The sequence below is a fragment of the Undibacterium sp. TC9W genome (assembly GCF_049339865.1).
Classification (GTDB): Bacteria; Pseudomonadota; Gammaproteobacteria; order Burkholderiales; family Burkholderiaceae_D; genus Undibacterium.
In genome coordinates this window covers 154624-172686 of the sequence record NZ_JBMPPJ010000011.1, presented here as the reverse complement: position 1 = coordinate 172686, position 18063 = coordinate 154624, and the positions used below count along the sequence as shown (strand labels likewise).

At 51.9% G+C, this 18063-nt stretch carries 19 protein-coding genes; 12 read left to right on the top strand and 7 right to left on the bottom strand.

The window, feature by feature from the left end; all coding sequences use genetic code 11:
• Positions 1-108 precede the first annotated feature (108 nt).
• The 7 genes from recG (at position 109) to ACO0LN_RS17230 (ending at position 8548) form a co-directional block, all read left to right on the top strand.
• A complete protein-coding gene (gene recG / locus ACO0LN_RS17260; RefSeq protein WP_422975875.1) occupies positions 109-2265 on the top strand; it encodes an ATP-dependent DNA helicase RecG in 2157 nt (718 codons plus the stop codon).
• A 6-nt stretch (positions 2266-2271) separates the two neighbouring features.
• Positions 2272-2754 carry a GNAT family N-acetyltransferase gene (locus ACO0LN_RS17255; RefSeq protein WP_422975873.1) on the top strand — a complete coding sequence of 161 codons (483 nt, stop codon included), beginning with the start codon at positions 2272-2274 and terminating at the stop codon, positions 2752-2754.
• 6 nt (positions 2755-2760) lie between these two features.
• A complete protein-coding gene (locus tag ACO0LN_RS17250) occupies positions 2761-3249 on the top strand; it encodes a GNAT family N-acetyltransferase (RefSeq protein WP_422975871.1) in 489 nt (162 codons plus the stop codon).
• A gap of 65 nt (positions 3250-3314) precedes the next feature.
• Positions 3315-4226 (top strand): SDR family NAD(P)-dependent oxidoreductase, encoded by a 912-nt coding sequence (locus tag ACO0LN_RS17245; RefSeq protein WP_422975869.1) that lies wholly within the window; start codon positions 3315-3317, stop codon positions 4224-4226.
• Between the two features lie 378 nt (positions 4227-4604).
• Positions 4605-5549 carry a hydrogen peroxide-inducible genes activator gene (locus ACO0LN_RS17240; protein WP_422949460.1) on the top strand — a complete coding sequence of 315 codons (945 nt, stop codon included), beginning with the start codon at positions 4605-4607 and terminating at the stop codon, positions 5547-5549.
• A gap of 15 nt (positions 5550-5564) precedes the next feature.
• Entirely contained in the window at positions 5565-6113 is a 549-nt protein-coding gene (gene rimJ, locus ACO0LN_RS17235) for a ribosomal protein S5-alanine N-acetyltransferase (RefSeq protein WP_422975868.1), read from the top strand.
• A gap of 179 nt (positions 6114-6292) precedes the next feature.
• On the top strand, positions 6293-8548 hold the full coding sequence (locus ACO0LN_RS17230; RefSeq protein WP_422975866.1) for a patatin-like phospholipase family protein: 2256 nt from the start codon (positions 6293-6295) through the stop codon (positions 8546-8548).
• On the opposite strand, the gene ACO0LN_RS17225 is transcribed toward ACO0LN_RS17230, so the two are convergent.
• On the bottom strand, positions 8521-9318 hold the full coding sequence (locus ACO0LN_RS17225; protein ID WP_422975864.1) for a helix-turn-helix domain-containing protein: 798 nt from the start codon (positions 9316-9318) through the stop codon (positions 8521-8523). The two genes, ACO0LN_RS17230 and ACO0LN_RS17225, sit on opposite strands and share 28 nt — an antisense overlap.
• A gap of 240 nt (positions 9319-9558) precedes the next feature.
• On the opposite strand from ACO0LN_RS17225, the gene ACO0LN_RS17220 reads away from it, so the two are divergent.
• Entirely contained in the window at positions 9559-9783 is a 225-nt protein-coding gene (locus ACO0LN_RS17220) for a hypothetical protein (RefSeq protein ID WP_422975862.1), read from the top strand.
• Positions 9784-9828: 45 nt separating this feature from the next.
• Here ACO0LN_RS17220 and ACO0LN_RS17215 read toward each other — a convergent pair whose 3' ends face one another.
• The 4 genes from ACO0LN_RS17215 to ugpB all read right to left on the bottom strand — a co-directional run bounded on the left by ACO0LN_RS17215 (position 9829) and on the right by ugpB (position 14205).
• A complete protein-coding gene (locus tag ACO0LN_RS17215) occupies positions 9829-10905 on the bottom strand; it encodes a sn-glycerol-3-phosphate import ATP-binding protein UgpC (protein WP_422975860.1) in 1077 nt (358 codons plus the stop codon).
• Between the two features lies 1 nt (position 10906).
• Positions 10907-11758 (bottom strand): sn-glycerol-3-phosphate ABC transporter permease UgpE, encoded by an 852-nt coding sequence (ugpE, locus tag ACO0LN_RS17210; protein ID WP_422975858.1) that lies wholly within the window; start codon positions 11756-11758, stop codon positions 10907-10909.
• Between the two features lie 2 nt (positions 11759-11760).
• Entirely contained in the window at positions 11761-12642 is an 882-nt protein-coding gene (ugpA, locus tag ACO0LN_RS17205) for a sn-glycerol-3-phosphate ABC transporter permease UgpA (protein WP_422975856.1), read from the bottom strand.
• A gap of 249 nt (positions 12643-12891) precedes the next feature.
• Positions 12892-14205: a sn-glycerol-3-phosphate ABC transporter substrate-binding protein UgpB gene (gene ugpB / locus ACO0LN_RS17200; RefSeq protein ID WP_422975854.1), complete on the bottom strand. Its 1314-nt coding sequence runs from the start codon at positions 14203-14205 to the stop codon at positions 12892-12894.
• A 212-nt stretch (positions 14206-14417) separates the two neighbouring features.
• On the opposite strand from ugpB, the gene ubiA reads away from it, so the two are divergent.
• The 4 genes from ubiA to ACO0LN_RS17180 all read left to right on the top strand — a co-directional run bounded on the left by ubiA (position 14418) and on the right by ACO0LN_RS17180 (position 16454).
• The gene (ubiA, locus tag ACO0LN_RS17195; protein WP_422975937.1) at positions 14418-15272 is read left to right on the top strand and encodes a 4-hydroxybenzoate octaprenyltransferase; all 855 of its coding nucleotides are present in this window, start codon (positions 14418-14420) and stop codon (positions 15270-15272) included.
• Positions 15273-15401: 129 nt separating this feature from the next.
• On the top strand, positions 15402-15713 hold the full coding sequence (locus ACO0LN_RS17190; RefSeq protein ID WP_162039958.1) for a DUF883 family protein: 312 nt from the start codon (positions 15402-15404) through the stop codon (positions 15711-15713).
• Between the two features lie 15 nt (positions 15714-15728).
• Positions 15729-16118 carry a phage holin family protein gene (locus ACO0LN_RS17185; RefSeq protein WP_422975852.1) on the top strand — a complete coding sequence of 130 codons (390 nt, stop codon included), beginning with the start codon at positions 15729-15731 and terminating at the stop codon, positions 16116-16118.
• Between the two features lie 3 nt (positions 16119-16121).
• Complete coding sequence (locus tag ACO0LN_RS17180) at positions 16122-16454, top strand: YqjK family protein (RefSeq protein WP_422975850.1); 333 nt, start codon at positions 16122-16124, stop codon at positions 16452-16454.
• A gap of 25 nt (positions 16455-16479) precedes the next feature.
• On the opposite strand, the gene proC is transcribed toward ACO0LN_RS17180, so the two are convergent.
• Positions 16480-17292, bottom strand: coding sequence for a pyrroline-5-carboxylate reductase (proC, locus tag ACO0LN_RS17175; RefSeq protein WP_422975848.1), 813 nt, complete (start codon positions 17290-17292; stop codon positions 16480-16482).
• 1 nt (position 17293) lies between these two features.
• Positions 17294-17998, bottom strand: a complete 705-nt coding sequence (locus tag ACO0LN_RS17170) for a YggS family pyridoxal phosphate-dependent enzyme (RefSeq protein ID WP_422975846.1) — start codon at positions 17996-17998, stop codon at positions 17294-17296.
• Positions 17999-18063: the final 65 nt, after the last annotated feature.

Sequence of the window (18063 nt, the reverse complement as noted above, 5' to 3'; positions counted from 1 at the left end):
TATCGTAGCAAACCCGGGTAAGATCACAGACAAACAGCCTAAAACCCAAGGTTTTGTGAATTTCCTGAAAAAAGTAAGCTAACAGCAAAACCCACCATTTTACACCCCATGGCCGCTGAAGACCAAAGTGCAAGTGCAGAGTTAAAAAATACACAAGCTGATCCAGCTATCGCTGGCATCACTGCCTTGCCTGAGTCCAGTCCCAAAAAAACCGTAAAAAAAACCAAAATTCCTCCTAACACTGCAGCCAAGGCCAGTGAAAAACTTGCCAAACTGGGCCTGCGCAAGGACATGGATTTTGTCTTGCACCTGCCCATGCGCTATGAAGATGAAACTGAAATCGTCAGCATGCGGGATGCCTCTTTCCGGGGTGGAAGCAGTGTGCAGGTTGAAGGCGTGGTCACAGAATGCGATATCCAGTATCGCCCGCGCCGTCAGCTGGTCGTGACAATTGCCGACGATAGTGGCCAGGTCGTACTACGCTTCCTGAATTTTTATGGCAACCAGACCAAGCAAATGGCGGTTGGCGTACGGGTGCGGGCACGTGGTGAATTACGCCATGGTTTCTTTGGCGCGGAGATGGTGCATCCGCACTACAAGATCGTTAATGAAGGCGCACCTTTGCCTACTGCGCTGACGCCAGTTTATCCATCTGGCGAAGGCGTGCCACAAGCTTTATTGCGCAAGGCCATTGCCAATGCAATGACACGCGTCAACTGGCGTGACACCTTGTCGCCTGCGCGGCTGGCTGCCCTACATTTGCAGGATTTTGAAAGCAGCATACGCACCCTGCATAATCCACCGCCAGATGTAGACCAGCATAGTCTGATAGAGCGCGAACACCCGGCCTGGGAACGCATGAAATTCGACGAACTGCTGGCCCAGCAATTATCACTAAAGCGCGCACAAATCACCCGCCGTAGCAAAGGCGCAAATGCCCTGCCATTAGTGGGCGAACTCAGTAATGCTTTCCTGCTGAACCTGCCGTTTTCCCTGACCAGGGCACAAGAAAAAGTGCTGGCCGAGATACGCGATGACTTGCGTGAAGCCTTCCCCATGCAGCGCCTGTTACAGGGCGACGTAGGCAGTGGCAAAACCATCGTTGCAGCACTGGCGGCTGCGCAAGCCATAGACAATGGTTTTCAGGCAGCGCTGATGGCACCGACAGAAATTCTGGCCGAACAGCATTTCAGGAAAATCGCTGCCTGGCTGGAACCCCTCGGTGTTAAAACCGCCTGGCTGACTGGCAGCCTGAAGAAAAAAGAAAAAGATGCGGCCAATGCACTCATCACTTCTGGCGAGGCACAACTGGTGATAGGCACCCACGCCCTGATACAAGACAGTGTGCAATTCAAGAAGCTGGGCCTGGTCATCGTTGATGAACAACACCGCTTTGGTGTCAGCCAGCGCCTGAACCTGGCCAACAAGACCGAGGCGGGCAAGGTGCCACATCAACTGATGATGTCGGCCACGCCTATCCCCCGCACCCTGGCGATGACGTACTACGCTGATCTTGAAGTGTCCATCATTGATGAATTGCCACCAGGCCGCACACCTATCGTCACTCGCGTTATCGACCAGAATCGCCGTGACGAAGTCATTGCCCGCGTGCAGGCTGCAGGGCAGGAAGGCAAACAAGTTTATTGGGTATGCCCACTGATAGAAGAATCAGAAACCCTGCAATTGCAAACCGCAACTGACACGCACACCATGCTTGCTGAAGCCCTGCCAGAACTGAAGGTAGGCCTGGTTCATGGCCGCCTGAAACCGGCAGAAAAACAGGCCACGATGGAAGCCTTCATCCGCAATGACAGCCAGGTGTTGGTGGCTACCACCGTGATTGAAGTTGGCGTTGATGTGCCAAATGCCAGCCTGATGGTCATCGAACATTCAGAGCGTTTTGGCCTGTCGCAATTGCATCAGTTACGTGGCCGTGTAGGCCGTGGTGCAGCGGCCAGCGTTTGCCTGTTGCTCTATCAAGGTCCTTTGGGTGGCACAGCCAAACAAAGACTGGCCACCATGCGCGAGAGTAATGATGGTTTTGAAATTGCCCGCAAGGATCTGGAATTGCGCGGCCCCGGTGAGTTCCTCGGCGCGCGCCAATCAGGCGAAGCCATGTTACGCTTTGCCAATCTGGAAACCGATCAATGGCTGGTCGATAAAGCACGCAATCTGGCCGATGAATTATTAAAAAATGACCCTGTCACCGTTGCTGCTCATCTGGAGCGCTGGCTGGGATATAAAGAAGAATTTTTACGAGTATAAAAACCTATGCTGAATATCCTTAATGTTGATGTCCACAACCCGCAACATGCCAAAGACCTGGTCAGCATGCTCAATATGTATGCGCTGGACCCTATGGGTGGTGGCGAAGCCTTATCTGATTATGCACAAGCCAATCTCATTAGCGAGCTCAAAAAACGCAATACCGTGCGCGCCATACTCGCTTATGTGAATGATCAGGCTGCCGGATTTGCGATTTGCATAGAAGGCTTTTCTACCTTTGCCTGCAAGTCACTGTTGAACATCCACGACTTTGCCGTGCACCCTGATTTTCGTGGCCAGGGCATAGGCAATAAAATGATGCAGCACCTGACTGCCCTCTCTGAACAATTGGGTTATTGCAAAATGACGCTGGAAGTATTGGAGGGCAATACCCGGGCACAAAATCTGTATCGTGCAGAAGGCTTTGCGCCGTATGAGCTGAACCCGGAATTTGGTGGTGCGATCATCATGCAAAAGAAGTTAAAGTAGATTGGCATGATCAGTTCCATTCGTGAGGCGCATGAGAATGATGCCAGCCAAGTGTGCGAGGTGTTGCACCTGTCCATCACCAAGTGTTGCATTTCAGACCACCAAAATGACGCTCTGACTCTGGAAAAATGGCTTAAAAATAAAACTGTGCCAAATCTGGTGGCATGGATCAATGCGGAGGACTCTTATTCATTAGTGGCAGAGTCAGACGCGCCATCAGGCACTCAAATTCTTGGTTTTTCCATGATGGATGACAAAGGATATATTTCCCTTTGCTATGTGTTGAAAGAAGCGCTGTATTCGGGCATTGGCAAGGCAATGTTGACAACGATGGAAGAGCGTGCAAAGAATCTGCATTTGGAAAAATTAAGACTGAATAGCACTAAGAGTGGACTGGCTTTTTATAAGCGTAATGGCTTTAGAGTTCTGGAAAAGAAGAAGTCAATCTTTAATTTAGATTCGCATGTCATGGAAAAGATTTTGATCAATTCCTGAAGCTGGAATACACTCAGCAGCCTGTGTCTAGCCAGGCAAGTCCACAAATTAAATCAGGAGAAAAAATGACAATAGACTTTAAAGGCCGTGTTGCCATCGTAACAGGTGCAGGTGGTGGTTTGGGACGTGAACATGCGCTGGCGCTGGCTGCGCGTGGTGCCAAAGTGGTCGTCAATGATCTGGGTGGTGCGCGTGATGGTTCCGGCGGTTCATCTGCCGCAGCGCTGGCAGTGGTTGAAGAAATCCGTGCGGCTGGTGGTGAAGCGATAGCCAATGGCGCATCGGTCACCGATTTTGAAGCCGTACAAGCAATGGTGGCAGAGACCATGGCGCAATGGGGACGGATTGATATCCTGGTCAACAATGCCGGTATCTTGCGCGACAAGAGTTTTGCCAAGATGGATATCGCCGACTTTAAACTGGTGCTGGATGTGCATCTGATGGGTGCGGTGCATTGCTGCAAGGCTGTCTGGGCCGTCATGACAGAACAGAAATATGGCCGTATCGTGATGACAACTTCTTCTTCCGGCCTGTATGGCAATTTTGGCCAGTCAAATTATGGTGCGGCCAAGCTGGCCCTGGTTGGTTTGATGCAAACGCTGGCGCTGGAAGGTGCCAAGTATGATATCCGTGTGAATAGCCTGGCGCCAACTGCGGCAACCCGCATGACTGAGAGCCTGTTCCCGGCAGAATTTCTGGCGGCCCTGCAACCATCAGATGTGGTACCTGCTATGCTGGTGCTGGCGTCTGAGCAAGCCCCCTCCCGCGCCATCCTGTGCGCAGGCGCAGGCAGTTTTGAAGCCGCGAATATCACGCTGACACAAGGTGTCTGGGTAGGTCGTGGTGACGATGCACCTGAGCAACTGGCTGCACGTCTGGCGGAAGTGCGCCAGCGTGATGGTGAGGCTGTGCCTGAAAGCGGTGCGGCGCAAGGTCATCTGGAGTTAACCAAGGCCATGAGTCAGGCCAAAGGCTGATACTGCTTCACTAAAGAAACTCAGTGTCGTGTCAGTAACTGCTTTATTCATCCTGTAGGAGCGACTTTAGTCGCGAACACCTCTTGCCATGCCGGGCATTCTCATTATGTTGAGAGTTCGCGGCTCAAGCCGCTCCTAGATAGCCATCTACCACCAATCAGGCTCAAGACACTGCGCCAGATCAATCATCCGGCAAACAGCCAGCATCGCATCTACAATTTAATTTCCGGCAGGGTATGTGCCAAAACAGGCGGATATCGTATATACGGTATGATTGTTAAAAAATACTCCCCCTGTCATTGTTAAATTCAGGAAAAAATTTGCTCCCTGTACAAAGCACTTGCTGACGCTGCTCTCAGTCTGTGCCAAACTAACGGCATGACACTCACAGAATTAAAATATATTGTTGCCGTAGCCCGGCAAAAACATTTTGGCCATGCGGCAGAAGCCTGTTTTGTCGCCCAGCCTACGCTGTCTGTCGCCATCAAAAAGCTCGAAGATGAACTGGGCGTCACTATTTTTGAGCGTGGCGGCACTGAGGTATCAACCACCCCGCTGGGTGCACAGATTGTTGCCCAGGCTGAACGTGTGCTGGAACAGACCGCTGCCATCAAGGAAATCGCTAAGCAAAACAAAGACCCGCTGGCTGGACCTTTCCGCCTCGGCGTCATTTATACGATAGGCCCTTACCTGCTGCCTACGCTGGTGAAAACCATGATACAGCAGGTGCCGCAGATGCCTTTGGTGCTACAAGAGAATTTCACCGTGAAACTGATGGAGTTATTGCGCCAGGGTGAGCTTGATGCCGCCATCATGGCCCTGCCCCTGCCTGATCAGGGCATGATGATACAGCCGCTGTATGACGAGCCCTTTGTCGTCGCCATGCCGCGTACCCATGCATGGGCAGAGCGCAAGGAAGTTTCAGCAGAAGAACTGAAGTCAGAAACCATGCTCTTGCTGGGTAATGGCCATTGCTTCCGCGATCAGGTGCTGGAAGTTTGCCCTGAGATGTCGCGCTTCTCAACAACTGGAGACGGCATTGCCAGGACCTTTGAAGGTTCTTCACTGGAAACCATACGTCACATGGTGGCGTCCGGCATAGGTATTACGGTATTGCCGATGGCGTCGGTACCTGACATGGATGCCAAAGATGGCATGCTGCGTTACCTGCCTTTCACTGCACCCGCACCCGACCGCCGCGTCGTGATTGCCTGGCGCAAGAGTTTTACCCGCCAGGCGGCAATTGAAGCGATATGCAAGGCTGTCATGGCTTGTGATTTGCCCGGCGTCACCATGCTTGATGAAGCGGCGAGCACTCAATAATCTTATTTCCCCTGCATGATGAACAAAGAAGCGATAGCGACCACGCGCCTGCAATTGCGGGTATTGATGCCCGAACATGCACCCATGATGCAGCAATACCTGCTGCTCAACCGTAGCCACCTAGCCCCCTGGGAACCTGCCCGTGATGAAGAATTTTTCTCGCTGGAGAAATGCGAAGAAAGACTGCTTGCTAGTTCGCGCCTGATAGAAGCTGGCCTGGCCATGCATTTTGCAGTGTGCCAGGACCAGACCATGATAGGCATTTGCAATTTCAGCAATATCGTCCGCGGTGCATTCCAGGCTTGCCACATGGGCTATGCCATTGCCGAACAGCAGCAAGGTCAGGGTCTTATGCAAGAAGCGGTGCAAGCTGGTATTGCCCACATGTTTCATGAACAGGGACTGCATCGCGTTATGGCCAACTATGTGCCGGAAAACCAGCGTAGCGGTGCTTTGCTGGAGCGTCTGGGCTTTGAAAAAGAAGGCTATGCCAAGTCTTATCTGAAAATCAATGGTGTCTGGCGCGACCATATTTTGACTGCCCTGGTTAATTTAAATAACTAAGTTACATAACTAAGCTGGATAACCAAGCCAGACAATCAAGCCAAAAACTCTGAATTAACAAGCTGCCCATCATCGGGCAAGGCGATAAGTATATACTGCGGTCTTTTGCGAAACGCGCTGGTGATTGCGGTCTGTAACAGCAGACCCGCACACCACATTTCTACAGAAAGCTTCAGTTCATGTCATTGTCCCGAGTCCTGTTGGCCATTGCCTGCCTGGCAGCCAGCATGTTTACCTTTGACAGCCAGGCGCAAGTCACTGGCGAAGTTCCAAACGCCAGCCCTGCGGCCAATATACAAACGACGCGTCCCAAAGTCGCCCTGGTGCTGTCCGGTGGCGGTGCGCGCGGCTTTGCCCATATCGGCGTCTTGCGTGCCTTGCGCAAAATGCGTGTGCCTGTGGATATGGTGGTTGGCACAAGCATAGGTGCGGTCGTTGGTGGTGCGTATGCTGCCGGGCGCTCAGCCGATGAGCTGGAACAAATCGTCAAGGAAACCGACTGGGACAGCGTGCTGGCTGACCGTCCTGCCCGCTATGACCTGGATTTCCGCCGCAAGGAAGAAGACTTGATGCTGCCTTCGCGCATAGAATTTGCGGTGACCAAGTCTGGCGTATTTTTGCCCCCGGCAGCTGCCGGCAATGCCGCCCTGGAAAATGCCCTGACACGCCTGATGCCTGAAGGCATGCGTGACCAGCCAGTCAACCAGCTGGCCCTGCCCTTTCTGTCTGTTGCCTCTGATTTGCTGACTGGCGAGATGGTGGAATTGAATGACACCCCCCTGCTGATGACCATGCGTGCCTCGCTGGCCCTGCCGGGTGTGTTTGCACCTGTGCGTATCAAGCAGAAGCTGGTTGTTGATGGTGGCCTGGTCAGCAACTTGCCAGTGGAACTGGCACGCGCCATGGGGGCGGATATCATCATTGCCGTGAATGTGGGCACGCCACTGGCGAAGGAGCATGAGCTTAACAGCGCAATAGATGTCACCAAGCAGATGCTGCAAATCCTGACTGAGCAAAACGTGCAGCGCTCTATCAAGGACTTGCGCAAATCCGATGTGCTGATTGCACCGGAATTATCAGGCACCAGCTTTCTTGATTTTGGACTGTATCAGCAGACCATCAAGGCAGGTGAAATCGCCACCAATAAAATGGCCACACAGTTGAGCGCCTTACGCGTGCCGGATGAGCAATATGCCGTCTTTGAATACCAGCGCTCTAACGCGGGGCAAACTGCCAGAAATACTGCCGATAAACTGCCACTCGCAAAGATAGAGGTCGAAGGTCCGCGCTATATCAACCCGCAGGCCTTGATCGCGCAAACGGGTTTGAAAGAGGGTCAGGTCTTGTCGCAAGAGCAGATCAGGCAAGCCTCGGGCAAGCTGTACGGGCGCGGTGATATCGACAATATAGAAACTGTCATCAGCGATGAAGATGGTAAACGCAATGTGCTGATCAAGCCATCAGAATCCAATTCCAGCCGAAACCGCTTGCGGGTAGGTCTTGAGCTAACCAGTGATTTTGCCGATGAAAACCGCTTTGGCCTGAGCGTCTTGCATATCGCATCCTCACTCAATAGTTATGGTGCAGAATTACGCACCTTTGCCCGCATAGGCAGCCAGCGCCAGTTGGGCTCGCAGTTCTGGCAACCGCTGGCTTCTGGCTCACCCTGGTATGTGGCCCCTTCGCTTGAATACAATGGCAGCAGCCTGGATTTGTATCAAGAGGGGCGCAAGGCCTTGCGCGTAGGCGTGCGTGGCACCCAGGGCACCCTGGTTTTTGGACGACAACTGGATAACTGGGGCACCATAGAAGCGGGGGTCAGCCGTGGTTTTGGCAAAGTCGATATTTTATTGCCCGCCGTTGCCAATCAGGACAGCCTGCGCTATTACAGCACCACGCGCTTCTTGCGCTTCCGTCTGGATACCCTGGATTCGCTGGCCAACCCCAGCCGGGGTTATCTGGTCACCTCCTCCTGGGAACAAACACCTGCGCAAAATCCCGGTGAGCGTTCACAGGCACAATCGCAAATCGATGCTTTGTCAGCCTTCCGGCTTGGGGATTGGGCCGGGCATTTATATGGAGAATGGAGCCGTTCAGAGCGTGGTGGCGCACCAAACCCGCTCGGCGGTTTTTTGCGTCTGTCAGGCACGGCGAACAACTCACTTGCTGGTGACGCTACAGCTTTTGGCCGCTTCGTCATAGCGCGTAAAATCGGTTCTTTGCCAACCACCATAGGCGGTGCGATACGGACAGGGTTCTCGCTGGAAGCGGGCAATTCTTATGGCAATGGCCAGGCACTGCGCCTTAGTTCCCTCAAGCAGGCAGCCAGCGCCTTTGTCTCTGTTGAAACGCGTTTTGGTCCGCTGTTCTTTGGTGCCGGGGCAACGCGCGGCAACGGCTCTTCTCTTTACCTTTTCCTCGGGCCTATCTGGTGAATCTGATGCGTCAGTCCTTTGACTGGCGCTGTAGTCTCAGGACGGCGCAGTGCCGTAAAGGCAGAGAATTCCCAGGAACGGAAGCCCACCAGCAAGGTAAAGCCATCGCGCTCTTCTGGTCTCAGGCGGCGGTCGTCCTGATGCAGACGTGCCAGCTCGGCAGCGAGTTGCTGTATCTTTTGCACCATCTCCATCGCGCTATGCGATGACACCCGGGCTGGTACAAAGAGCAAGGTCTCGCCCTGTCCGGCAAAGCTGCCATCAAAATAATCACCAACGACAACATCGCGGAAATACTGTTGCACTGGCCCGTCAGGACGCCAGTGGAAAGCTGGCGACACTTTCAGGCGATACCGGTTAAGGGGCCGCAATTCTATGACTTCAAGTTTATCGAGTGCGATCAGGTGCAGGACACATTCAGCCTCTGACAAATGATAGGTTTCTATGATTTGTTCCAGCGTCCAATGCCCGAGGCAACAAATCGCTACCAGCAATAATTTGGGGTCGGCCATCAGCGATTGTTCTTGCGTCAGGCTCAAGGTATCGGCATGCGGCGTGACATCGGCGGCCTGGCGCAAGACATCTTCCATGGCAATGCCTGAGGCCTTGCAGATTTCAGCCAGGCGCGACAGGCTCATGTCCTTTTGTCCGAACATGCGCTTCATGCTGGACTCACTCATGCCTATACGGTCTGCCAGCATTTTGTAAGTCACGCCTGCGGCCCGCAATTCTGAGCGCAAGACTTTCAAGACCAATTCGGGAGAACTCATGAAGGCTTCCTGGCTAAATGTAAAATTTCGCAAATAGTACCGCAATTCAGTACCAAACAGATTAATTAACTATTCCTTCAGCAATTTTCTGGTACGTTTTTTTAATTATTGCGACACTTCGACCTGCAAAAGCGGCATGAAGTTCAATAGCAAGCGTCTCAAGATTGAAACCCGCTGTCATGCAAATATTCAAGCTTCAGTCCAAAGGGGTCAGGAATGCAAACAGGAAGTGATGCCAGTATGAACAGCAGCAGACGTGAAACTGTACGCCGGTATGCAATAGCCGCACTGCTGACATTCGCAGTGTTTGGGCTGGGTTATATTTGCGGGCAAAAAAGCGAGCAACAGACGCCGGCCATCAGCAAAGCTAATACGCTTACCGGCGCACCCAGCCGCGCCAGTGTACGTTCGGATTTTTTAAAACAGCAGCAAAATCAAAAGCGCAAAGCTGCGCTGATTGTGTGATTGACTGTCTGATCCTGAAATTGGTTTGCTCTCCGTTTCAAACGCTCAAATGCGTTTGGTGGTAACAGGATCAAACCAATGCACTACATCGGCAGCAAAACCTACTGTCGTACGCTGACCTGCCTCTACTACCGTGCCTGCTGGCGTGCGTATGACCATGGGTTCACCACCACATAGACCATGCACCAGCAAATCTGCCCCCAGCGACTCTACCAGTTGTACATCCAGTGGCAGACCTGGCATGCCTATGAACAAATGTTCTGGACGTACACCCAATATCAGTTCACGGTTGGCGACGCGTTCTGCTTCGCTTTGTACCAGCGGCAGTGACACCAGTGCCTGACCTATCTGCATCTGTCTGCCATTTTCTGAGACTTTGCCACGCAGGAGATTCATGGGCGGCGAACCGATGAAACTGGCGACGAAAGTCGTGGCCGGCGTTGCATATACTTCTGCCGGCGTACCTATCTGTTCTGCCACGCCACCATTCATGACTATCATGCGCTGGCCCAGTGTCATGGCCTCGACCTGATCATGGGTGACATACAGGCTGGTGGTACCCAGTGCCTTGTGCAGGCGCTGGATTTCCAGGCGCATTTGCACCCGCAATTTGGCATCCAGGTTTGACAGCGGTTCATCAAACAAAAATACTGCCGGTTCCCTGACAATGGCACGCCCCATGGCGACGCGCTGGCGCTGGCCGCCAGAGAGTTGGCGCGGGGTCCTGTCCAGCAGTGCGCCCAGTTCCAGTATCTGCGCCGCTTTTTGTACCCGGGTTTCAATATCAGCTTTGGAAAAACCGCGTATCTTCAAACCATAGGCCATATTCTGATAGACGCTCATGTGCGGGTACAGCGCATAGTTCTGGAACACCATGGCGATATCCCTGTCCTTTGGTTCCAGATTATTGACAACCCTGTCGCCAATGATGATATCGCCAGAAGTAATTTCTTCCAGCCCCGCGACCATGCGCAGCAAAGTCGATTTGCCGCAGCCAGAAGGGCCAACCATCACGATGAATTCGCCATGATTGATATCCATGGAAATACCATGGATGACCGCAACGGCCTTATCGCCCTTGCCGTAAGTTTTGGTGACGTTTTTAAAATGTAGTTGTGCCATGCTATTTTTCGGAATCTACCAAACCCTTAACAAACCATTTTTGTATGATGACCACCACCAGCCCCGGCGGTAACATTGCCAGCAGCAGGGTCGCCATTACCATATTCCATTCGACTGCGGCGTCACCGCCAGCAATCATGCGCTTGATGCCTACACCTATGGGGTACATATTTTGCTCTGTCGATACCAGCAAGGGCCAGAGGTATTGGTTCCAGCCATAGATGAACATGATGACGAACAGGGCAATCACGTTGGTGCGCGACAGCGGCCACAGAATATCCTTGAAAAAGCGCAAAGGGCCTGCACCGTCTATGCGCGCTGCTTCCGCCAGTTCGTCGGGTACGGTTAAAAAGAATTGCCGGAACAAGAATGTCGCTGTCGCCGAGGCAATCAGCGGCACCGTCAACCCGGCGTAACTGTTGAGCATGGACAGGTCAGACACCACTTTATAAGTCGGGTTGATTCGCACTTCAACTGGCAGCATCAGGGTCACAAAAATCATCCAAAAAAACAGTGTGCGGCCAGGAAAGCGGAAATACACCAGCGCAAAAGCAGACAACATGGAAATTGAAATCTTGCCGATAGCGATCATCAGAGCCGACACGAGGCTGACCCACATCATGCGCCCCACCGGGCTACTGGCGACATTGCCTGATGTGCCCGTGCCCAGCACTGCCTGCAGATTGACCCAGAGCTGGTCACCAGGTATCAGAGACATCGGTGCCAGTGCAGATTGTTCTGCCGTCTGGGTAGCGGCGACAAACGCAACATAGATGGGAAAAGCCACCAGGCTGACACCGAGTATCAGGATAAAGTGGCTGAACATGCCCAGAAAAGGCCGGCGTTCTATCATGCTTAATACTGCACTTTCTTTTCTATGTATTTGAACTGCAGCACAGTCAGGACGATGACGATGCTCATCAATATGACGGACTGCGCGGCGGCACTGCCAAGATCGCCACCCTTGAAACCATCATTGAAAACTTTGAACACCAATATCTCGGTATCCTTGCCAGGACCGCCCTGAGTGGTCGCCTCAACGATTGCAAAGGTATCAAAAAACGCATAGACGATATTCACGACCAACAAGAAGAAGGTAGTTGGTGTGAGCAGCGGAAAGACAATTGTGAAGAAGCGCTTCCACGGCCCGGCACCATCGATCGCTGCAGCCTCTATCAGCGACTTGGGTATAGACTGCAAACCCGCGAGGAAGAATAAAAAGTTATAGCTGATCTGCTTCCACACCGCCGCCAGGACGATCAATATCATGGCGTGACGGCCATTCAAGAGATTATTCCACTCAATGCCAAAATGACGCATGCCATGGGCAACGATACCCAGTGTAGGGTTGAGCAAGAACATCCACAGCACGCCGACGACAACCGGTGACACTGCATATGGCCAGATCAACATGGTCTTATAGATGGAGCTGCCACGGACTACCCTGTCAGCAAAAACCGCCAGCAACAAAGACAGGCTCAGGCCAAGCACAGCCACCAGGCTGGAAAACAGCGCCGTAGTCTTGAATGCCGCCAGATAAGTCTCATCAGCAAACAGGGTCTTGAAATTATCAAACCAGACAAACTGGGTAGATATGCCAAAGGCGTCCTGCAATAGAACGGATTGATACAGGGCCTGCACTGCAGGCCAGAAAAAAAACAGCACAGTTACCAGCAACTGCGGCAAGAGCAGCAGATAAGGCAACCAGGCCGAACGAAACCGCGCACGCTTTTCCAAAAAAACCTCGATTGTTTAGAGACAGACCAAAAGGCTCAACACAGAGGCACAGAGGAGGGAAGCAGCTCTTGCAAGAGCTGCTCGTTACGCAGGCATGTGGCATGCCACATGAAGCCCCTGCTGCACCACAGAGAAAATCAAGAGGAAATCTGTGTAAGCCCAAGAGAAGTAAGCCTCAAAATTAAGCTTTTGACTTTCTCTGTGCCCCTCTGTGTCTCCGTGCCTCTGTGTTGAGAGGTCCTAAGATTTTTACTTATTCGCTTTCTCGAAACGATCCAGCAACTCATTGCCACGCAAAACGGCATTATCCAGTGCGGCCTTGGCGGATTTTTTGCCGCTCCAGACAGCCTCCAGCTCTTCATCCATGATGGTGCGTATCTGGACAAAACTGCCCAGGCGTATGCCACGGGATTTGTCTGTGGTCTTGACGATCATCTGTTGTACGGCGACGCCCGGGCCTGGTGTTTTTTCATAGAAGCCAGACTTTTTGGTCATCTCATAGGCGGCATTGGTGATAGGCAGGTAGCCAGTTTCCTGATGCCATTTGGCTTGCACTTCAGGCTGAGAGAGGAATTTATAAAACTTGGCGACGCCCTTGTATTCTTCTGTCTTTTTGCCATTCATGCTCCACAACGAAGCACCGCCGATGATGGTGTTTTGCGGTGCGCCTTTGACGTCAGAATAGTAAGGCAATGGTGCAACGGCAAATTTGAACTTGGCATTCTTGGCGACATTGCCATAGGCAGAACTTGACGACGTCAGCATGCCGCATTCACCGGAATAGAATTTCGCTTCCGGCTCATTTTTGCGACCGGCATAGGTGAAGTAACCTTGCTTGGCCCAGTTTTCCAGGTTTTCTATATGACGCACATGCAGCGGACTATTAAATGTCAGGCGCGCATCGAGACCACCAAAACCATTGCCTTTGGAAGCGAACTCCACATTGTGCCAGGCTGAAAAACTTTCCAGATGCACCCAGGTTTGCCAGCCTGTGGTGTAGGCACATTTTTCGCCGCTGGCTTTGAGGCGGGCAGCGGCGGCAACGACTTCTTGCCAGGTTGATGGCGCCTTGTTGGGGTCCATGCCTGCTTTGGCGAACATGTCCTTGTTATAGTAAAACACCGTGGTTGAACTGTTGAAGGGGAAAGATAACATTTCCCCTTTGGGTGAAGTGTAATAACCCGCCACAGCCGGCACATAGCCAGAGGCATCAAATTTCTCACCTGCGACTTTCATGACTTCAGATACCGGCTTGACGGCACCCTTGGCATACATCATGGTCGCAGTGCCGACTTCAAACACTTGCAAGATATGCGGGGCATTACCAGCGCGGAAGGCAGCAATACCCGCAGCCAGCGCTTCGTCGTAACTGCCTTTATAGACAGCAGTGACTCTGTATTCATTCTGGCTTTTATTGAATTGCTCTGCCAGAGCGGTAACGCGGTCGCCCAGGGCGCCGGTCATCGAGTGCCACCAGCTTATTTCCGTCACTGCATGGGCAGAGCCGGCCAGGCTCATCAATACAGCAGCACTGGCCCAGGCCAGTTTGGTTTGCAATTTCATAGATAGTCCCAAAAACTTCTAATAATAATTATGTGCGATTGTTGCAAAATCATGACGCTTATTGAGTAACATGAGTGACCTGATGTACCCAGGCTTTCAGGCAGGCACTGAGTGTAGCAATTCATTAAGATATCACTCTGCACTACTCCGTGTATAGATAACACTTATAATTCTGCCATGCGCAACAACAAAGCTGAATCATGAATTTCCTGCTGACTCGCCTGGGCTGGTACATCAAACTGGTCAGGCTGCACAAGCCTATAGGCATACTCTTATTACTCTGGCCTACGCTGGCGGCGCTGTGGATAGCTTCGGAGGGCAAGCCGGACTGGCATCTGGTCGTGATTTTCAGTCTGGGCACGGCACTGATGCGTTCTGCCGGTTGCGCCATCAATGATTATGCTGACCGTGACTTTGACCGCCATGTCAAACGCACGGCAGACCGGCCACTGACCAGTGGCAAGATATCCGGCAAAGAAGCCGTTGGTGTTGCCGTCGTACTGACGCTGATTTCTTTTTGCCTGATCCTGCCCCTTAATACACTGACCAAACAATTGTCTGTCGTGGCGGTAGTGGTGGCAGGCAGCTACCCTTATTTCAAGCGCTTCTTTGCTATTCCCCAGGCTTATCTGGGCATCGCCTTTGGCTTTGGCATCCCCATGGCCTTTGCTGCCGTGCAAAATACCTTGCCTGTGGCAGCCTGGATACTGTTATTGGCGAATGTATTCTGGGCGGTTGCCTATGACACCGAGTATGCGATGGTGGACAGGGATGATGACTTGAAGATAGGCATCAAGACCTCTGCCATTACCTTTGGCAGCTACGATGTGTTTGCCGTCATGCTGTGCTATGCCCTAAGCTTCATGCTGATCGCACTGGTCGGCTGGCAATTTGGCCTGCGTACCTGGTTCCTGGCAGGCATGGGGGTCGCCGTCGGATTTTCGCTCTACCACTACACCCTGATACGTGAGCGTGAACGCATGGCCTGCTTTGCGGCTTTTATCAATAACAACTGGCTGGGCGCAGCAATCTTTGCTGGTATTGCCATTGACTATGCAGTAAAGTAAGCTGACAGATTGCCAATTTCTTAATTCGTGGTATTAAATTACATCTTGCTACATCTTGCATTAACGCAAAGTAGCCATACATTATTACTATAAGCTGTAAATTATTTGACCAACCAGAAGGGATGAATCATGAGCACAGTAGATGAACATAAAGAACAATTGATGAATGACTTGCATCTGGTTATACGCGATGCAGAAGAACTGTTGAAAAATACCGAGCAACAAGGCAGCGAAGGCTTCAAGTCTGCCAAGGCCAAATTTGAAAAAACCCTGAGAAATGCCAAGGCAGAAGTTGAGCGTATCGAAGATATCGTCGTGACACGCACAAAAGAGGCTGCCAAGGCCACCGACGTCTATGTCAAGGAAAACCCATGGCAGTCTGCAGGTATTGCCGCTGGTGTCGGCTTGCTGGTTGGCTTGCTGATTGGCCGTAGCCGATAAGCGCAGCAAAAATCAATGGCTATCAGCGATTCACTGGGACAACTTGCTGCGACACTGAGCAGTATGGTGCGTACCCGCCTGGAACTGGCTGCTGTTGAGCTGGAAGAAGAATTTGCACATTTTTCTTCCAGCCTGATTTGGTCATTGCTGGCGCTGTTTTTTGCCTGCCTTACCATTGTGCTGACAATACTGACTGTGGTAGCAGTGTTTTGGGATACACCTTACCGTTATACGGTATTGCTGGTTTTAATCACCGTATTTGGTGTGCTGACAGCTGGTATAGGTTTAAGGGTGCGCAATCAATTCCGCAACAAACCCGGTTTGCTATTCCATAGTCTGGCTGAATTGAAAAAAGACGCTTCTGTCTTCAATCGCAGTGATGTGAATCAAAAGGAACAGGGCTAGACCATGGGTAACCGTCAGGAAAGACTGGCCTTACGGCGTCAGGCATTGTTGTTGAAGATACAGGCAGAACGTGGCCTGATGAGCATACATTGCCAGGAGTTAAAAGAATCCGTGGGAATGACAGGCGTTGCCACGAGTTTGCTCGGCAAGGCGGGGGAAATCGTCCGCCATCGTCCATTGCTGGGTGGCATAGCTGTTGCGGCTATTTTTATACTCAAACCCAGACGTATATTTTCTTTTGCCAGATCAGCGATACTTGGCTGGGAAACCTGGCGCAGCGTAGCAAATATACTGCAACGCGTACGCTCAGATGTCAGTCATTCGGGCAAATCATAGTATTGCGCCTTTCTTTTGTTTGGCTCTACACTAGTCCGAACTCATCTCCCAATTCTTTCCCTCTGGCTGCGGCTGCCTTGACGGCATTGACGATAGCCTGTTTGATGCCAGCGTTTTCCATACTGGTCAAAGCGGCGTAAGTGGTGCCGCCTTTAGATGTAACACGTTCACGTAAAACACTGACTGGCTCTGTCGCCTGCAAGGCAAGTTGCGCTGCGCCGCTAAAAGTCGTCATTGCCAGTTGCAGGCCCTGCTCAGGACTCAGGCCCAGCTCCGTTGCGGCCTGCTGCATGGCTTCAATAAAATAAAATACATAAGCCGGGCCACTGCCGGATACTGCCGTGACGGCGTCCAGCAAGCTTTCATCGTCCAGCCAGGTTGTTGCACCCACTGCCTGCATAATGTGTTCGGCCATTTGTTTTTGCTCTGCACTGACAGCAGCCAGTGCAAACAGACCTGTCATGCCCTGCCCTATGAGTGCCGGGGTATTGGGCATGGTACGCACAATTTTTTCATAGCCACCCAGCCAGCGCGCCATATCCGTTGCACGTATGCCGGCTGCAATAGAAATTAGCAATTGCTGACCCAGGTATGGGGCCAGCCCCTGTATGACTTCACGCAATTGCTGTGGTTTGACGGCCAGGATGATCGCATCCATTTGCGCCAGCCTGGGATCAGCGGCCAGTGCTGTGCTGACACCAAAGTCGCTGCTCAATTTATCGAGGGAAGACTGATTGAGATCTATTACATGGATATATTCAGCCGTCGTCAAATTCTTGAGCAAGCCGCCTATCAAAGCATTTGCCATGTTACCGCCGCCTATGAAGGCGATTTTCATTTTATTTTGCATAATTCCGTTTTCCAAAAATAGCTGTTCCTATCCTCAGCATGGTGCTTCCCTCTGCGATTGCTGCATGCATGTCGCTACTCATGCCCATGGACAGGGTATCCAGGGCAATGCCTGCGGCTTGTATGCTATCGCTCAACTGCTTCAACTGGCGAAATGCCTGTCTTTGCACCTGTTCGTCATCACTGGCTTCAGGCACGGCCATGAGGCCACGCAAGTGCAAACCTGGCAGCAGCACAATTTTTTGTGCCAACGCCACAGCTTCTTCAGGCAAGACACCGCTTTTACTTGCTTCGCCACTAATATTAACTTGCAGACAAATATTGAGGGCTGGCATGCCTGACGGCCTTTGTTCCGACAGACGTTGGGCGATTTTTTCCCTATCGACTGAATGCACCCAGGCAAAATGCTCAGCAATAGGACGTGTCTTATTGCTTTGTATCGGGCCGATAAAATGCCATTCGAGCTGAAGTTGCGGCTTTTTTGCCTGTACTTCCTGCATTTTCTCCAAAGCTTCTTGCAGATAATTTTCACCAAAACAGTGCTGGCCAGCCTCGGCGGCGTCTATGACGGCATCAGCAGGAAAGGTCTTGGACACGGCCAACAGCCGTAGTTGTTGCGGATCGCGCCCGCTGGCAAGCGCAGCAGCGCGAATATCAGCACTTACGGCTTGCAAGTTGTCAGAAATTGAGGACATAATCAGTAACCAAAAATCTATCTAATTCGTTGTGGACTTCTGGTAAAACTCCCATCCACAGCTTA

Excerpts from the sequence above, each read along its gene's own strand:
- ACO0LN_RS17170 (WP_422975846.1), bottom strand. The coding sequence starts at position 17,998 with ATGTCCTCAATTTCTGACAACTTGCAAGCCGTAAGTGCTGATATTCGC.
- ACO0LN_RS17215 (WP_422975860.1), bottom strand. The coding sequence starts at position 10,905 with ATGGCACAACTACATTTTAAAAACGTCACCAAAACTTACGGCAAGGGC.
- ACO0LN_RS17245 (WP_422975869.1), top strand. The coding sequence starts at position 3,315 with ATGACAATAGACTTTAAAGGCCGTGTTGCCATCGTAACAGGTGCAGGT.
- rimJ (WP_422975868.1), top strand. The coding sequence starts at position 5,565 with ATGATGAACAAAGAAGCGATAGCGACCACGCGCCTGCAATTGCGGGTA.
- ACO0LN_RS17255 (WP_422975873.1), top strand. The coding sequence starts at position 2,272 with ATGCTGAATATCCTTAATGTTGATGTCCACAACCCGCAACATGCCAAA.
- ugpB (WP_422975854.1), bottom strand. The coding sequence starts at position 14,205 with ATGAAATTGCAAACCAAACTGGCCTGGGCCAGTGCTGCTGTATTGATG.
- ACO0LN_RS17240 (WP_422949460.1), top strand. The coding sequence starts at position 4,605 with ATGACACTCACAGAATTAAAATATATTGTTGCCGTAGCCCGGCAAAAA.
- ACO0LN_RS17225 (WP_422975864.1), bottom strand. The coding sequence starts at position 9,318 with ATGAGTTCTCCCGAATTGGTCTTGAAAGTCTTGCGCTCAGAATTGCGG.
- ugpE (WP_422975858.1), bottom strand. The coding sequence starts at position 11,758 with ATGATAGAACGCCGGCCTTTTCTGGGCATGTTCAGCCACTTTATCCTG.
- ACO0LN_RS17220 (WP_422975862.1), top strand. The coding sequence starts at position 9,559 with ATGAACAGCAGCAGACGTGAAACTGTACGCCGGTATGCAATAGCCGCA.
- recG (WP_422975875.1), top strand. The coding sequence starts at position 109 with ATGGCCGCTGAAGACCAAAGTGCAAGTGCAGAGTTAAAAAATACACAA.
- proC (WP_422975848.1), bottom strand. The coding sequence starts at position 17,292 with ATGAAAATCGCCTTCATAGGCGGCGGTAACATGGCAAATGCTTTGATA.
- ACO0LN_RS17180 (WP_422975850.1), top strand. The coding sequence starts at position 16,122 with ATGGGTAACCGTCAGGAAAGACTGGCCTTACGGCGTCAGGCATTGTTG.
- ACO0LN_RS17250 (WP_422975871.1), top strand. The coding sequence starts at position 2,761 with ATGATCAGTTCCATTCGTGAGGCGCATGAGAATGATGCCAGCCAAGTG.
- ACO0LN_RS17190 (WP_162039958.1), top strand. The coding sequence starts at position 15,402 with ATGAGCACAGTAGATGAACATAAAGAACAATTGATGAATGACTTGCAT.
- ACO0LN_RS17185 (WP_422975852.1), top strand. The coding sequence starts at position 15,729 with ATGGCTATCAGCGATTCACTGGGACAACTTGCTGCGACACTGAGCAGT.
- ACO0LN_RS17230 (WP_422975866.1), top strand. The coding sequence starts at position 6,293 with ATGTCATTGTCCCGAGTCCTGTTGGCCATTGCCTGCCTGGCAGCCAGC.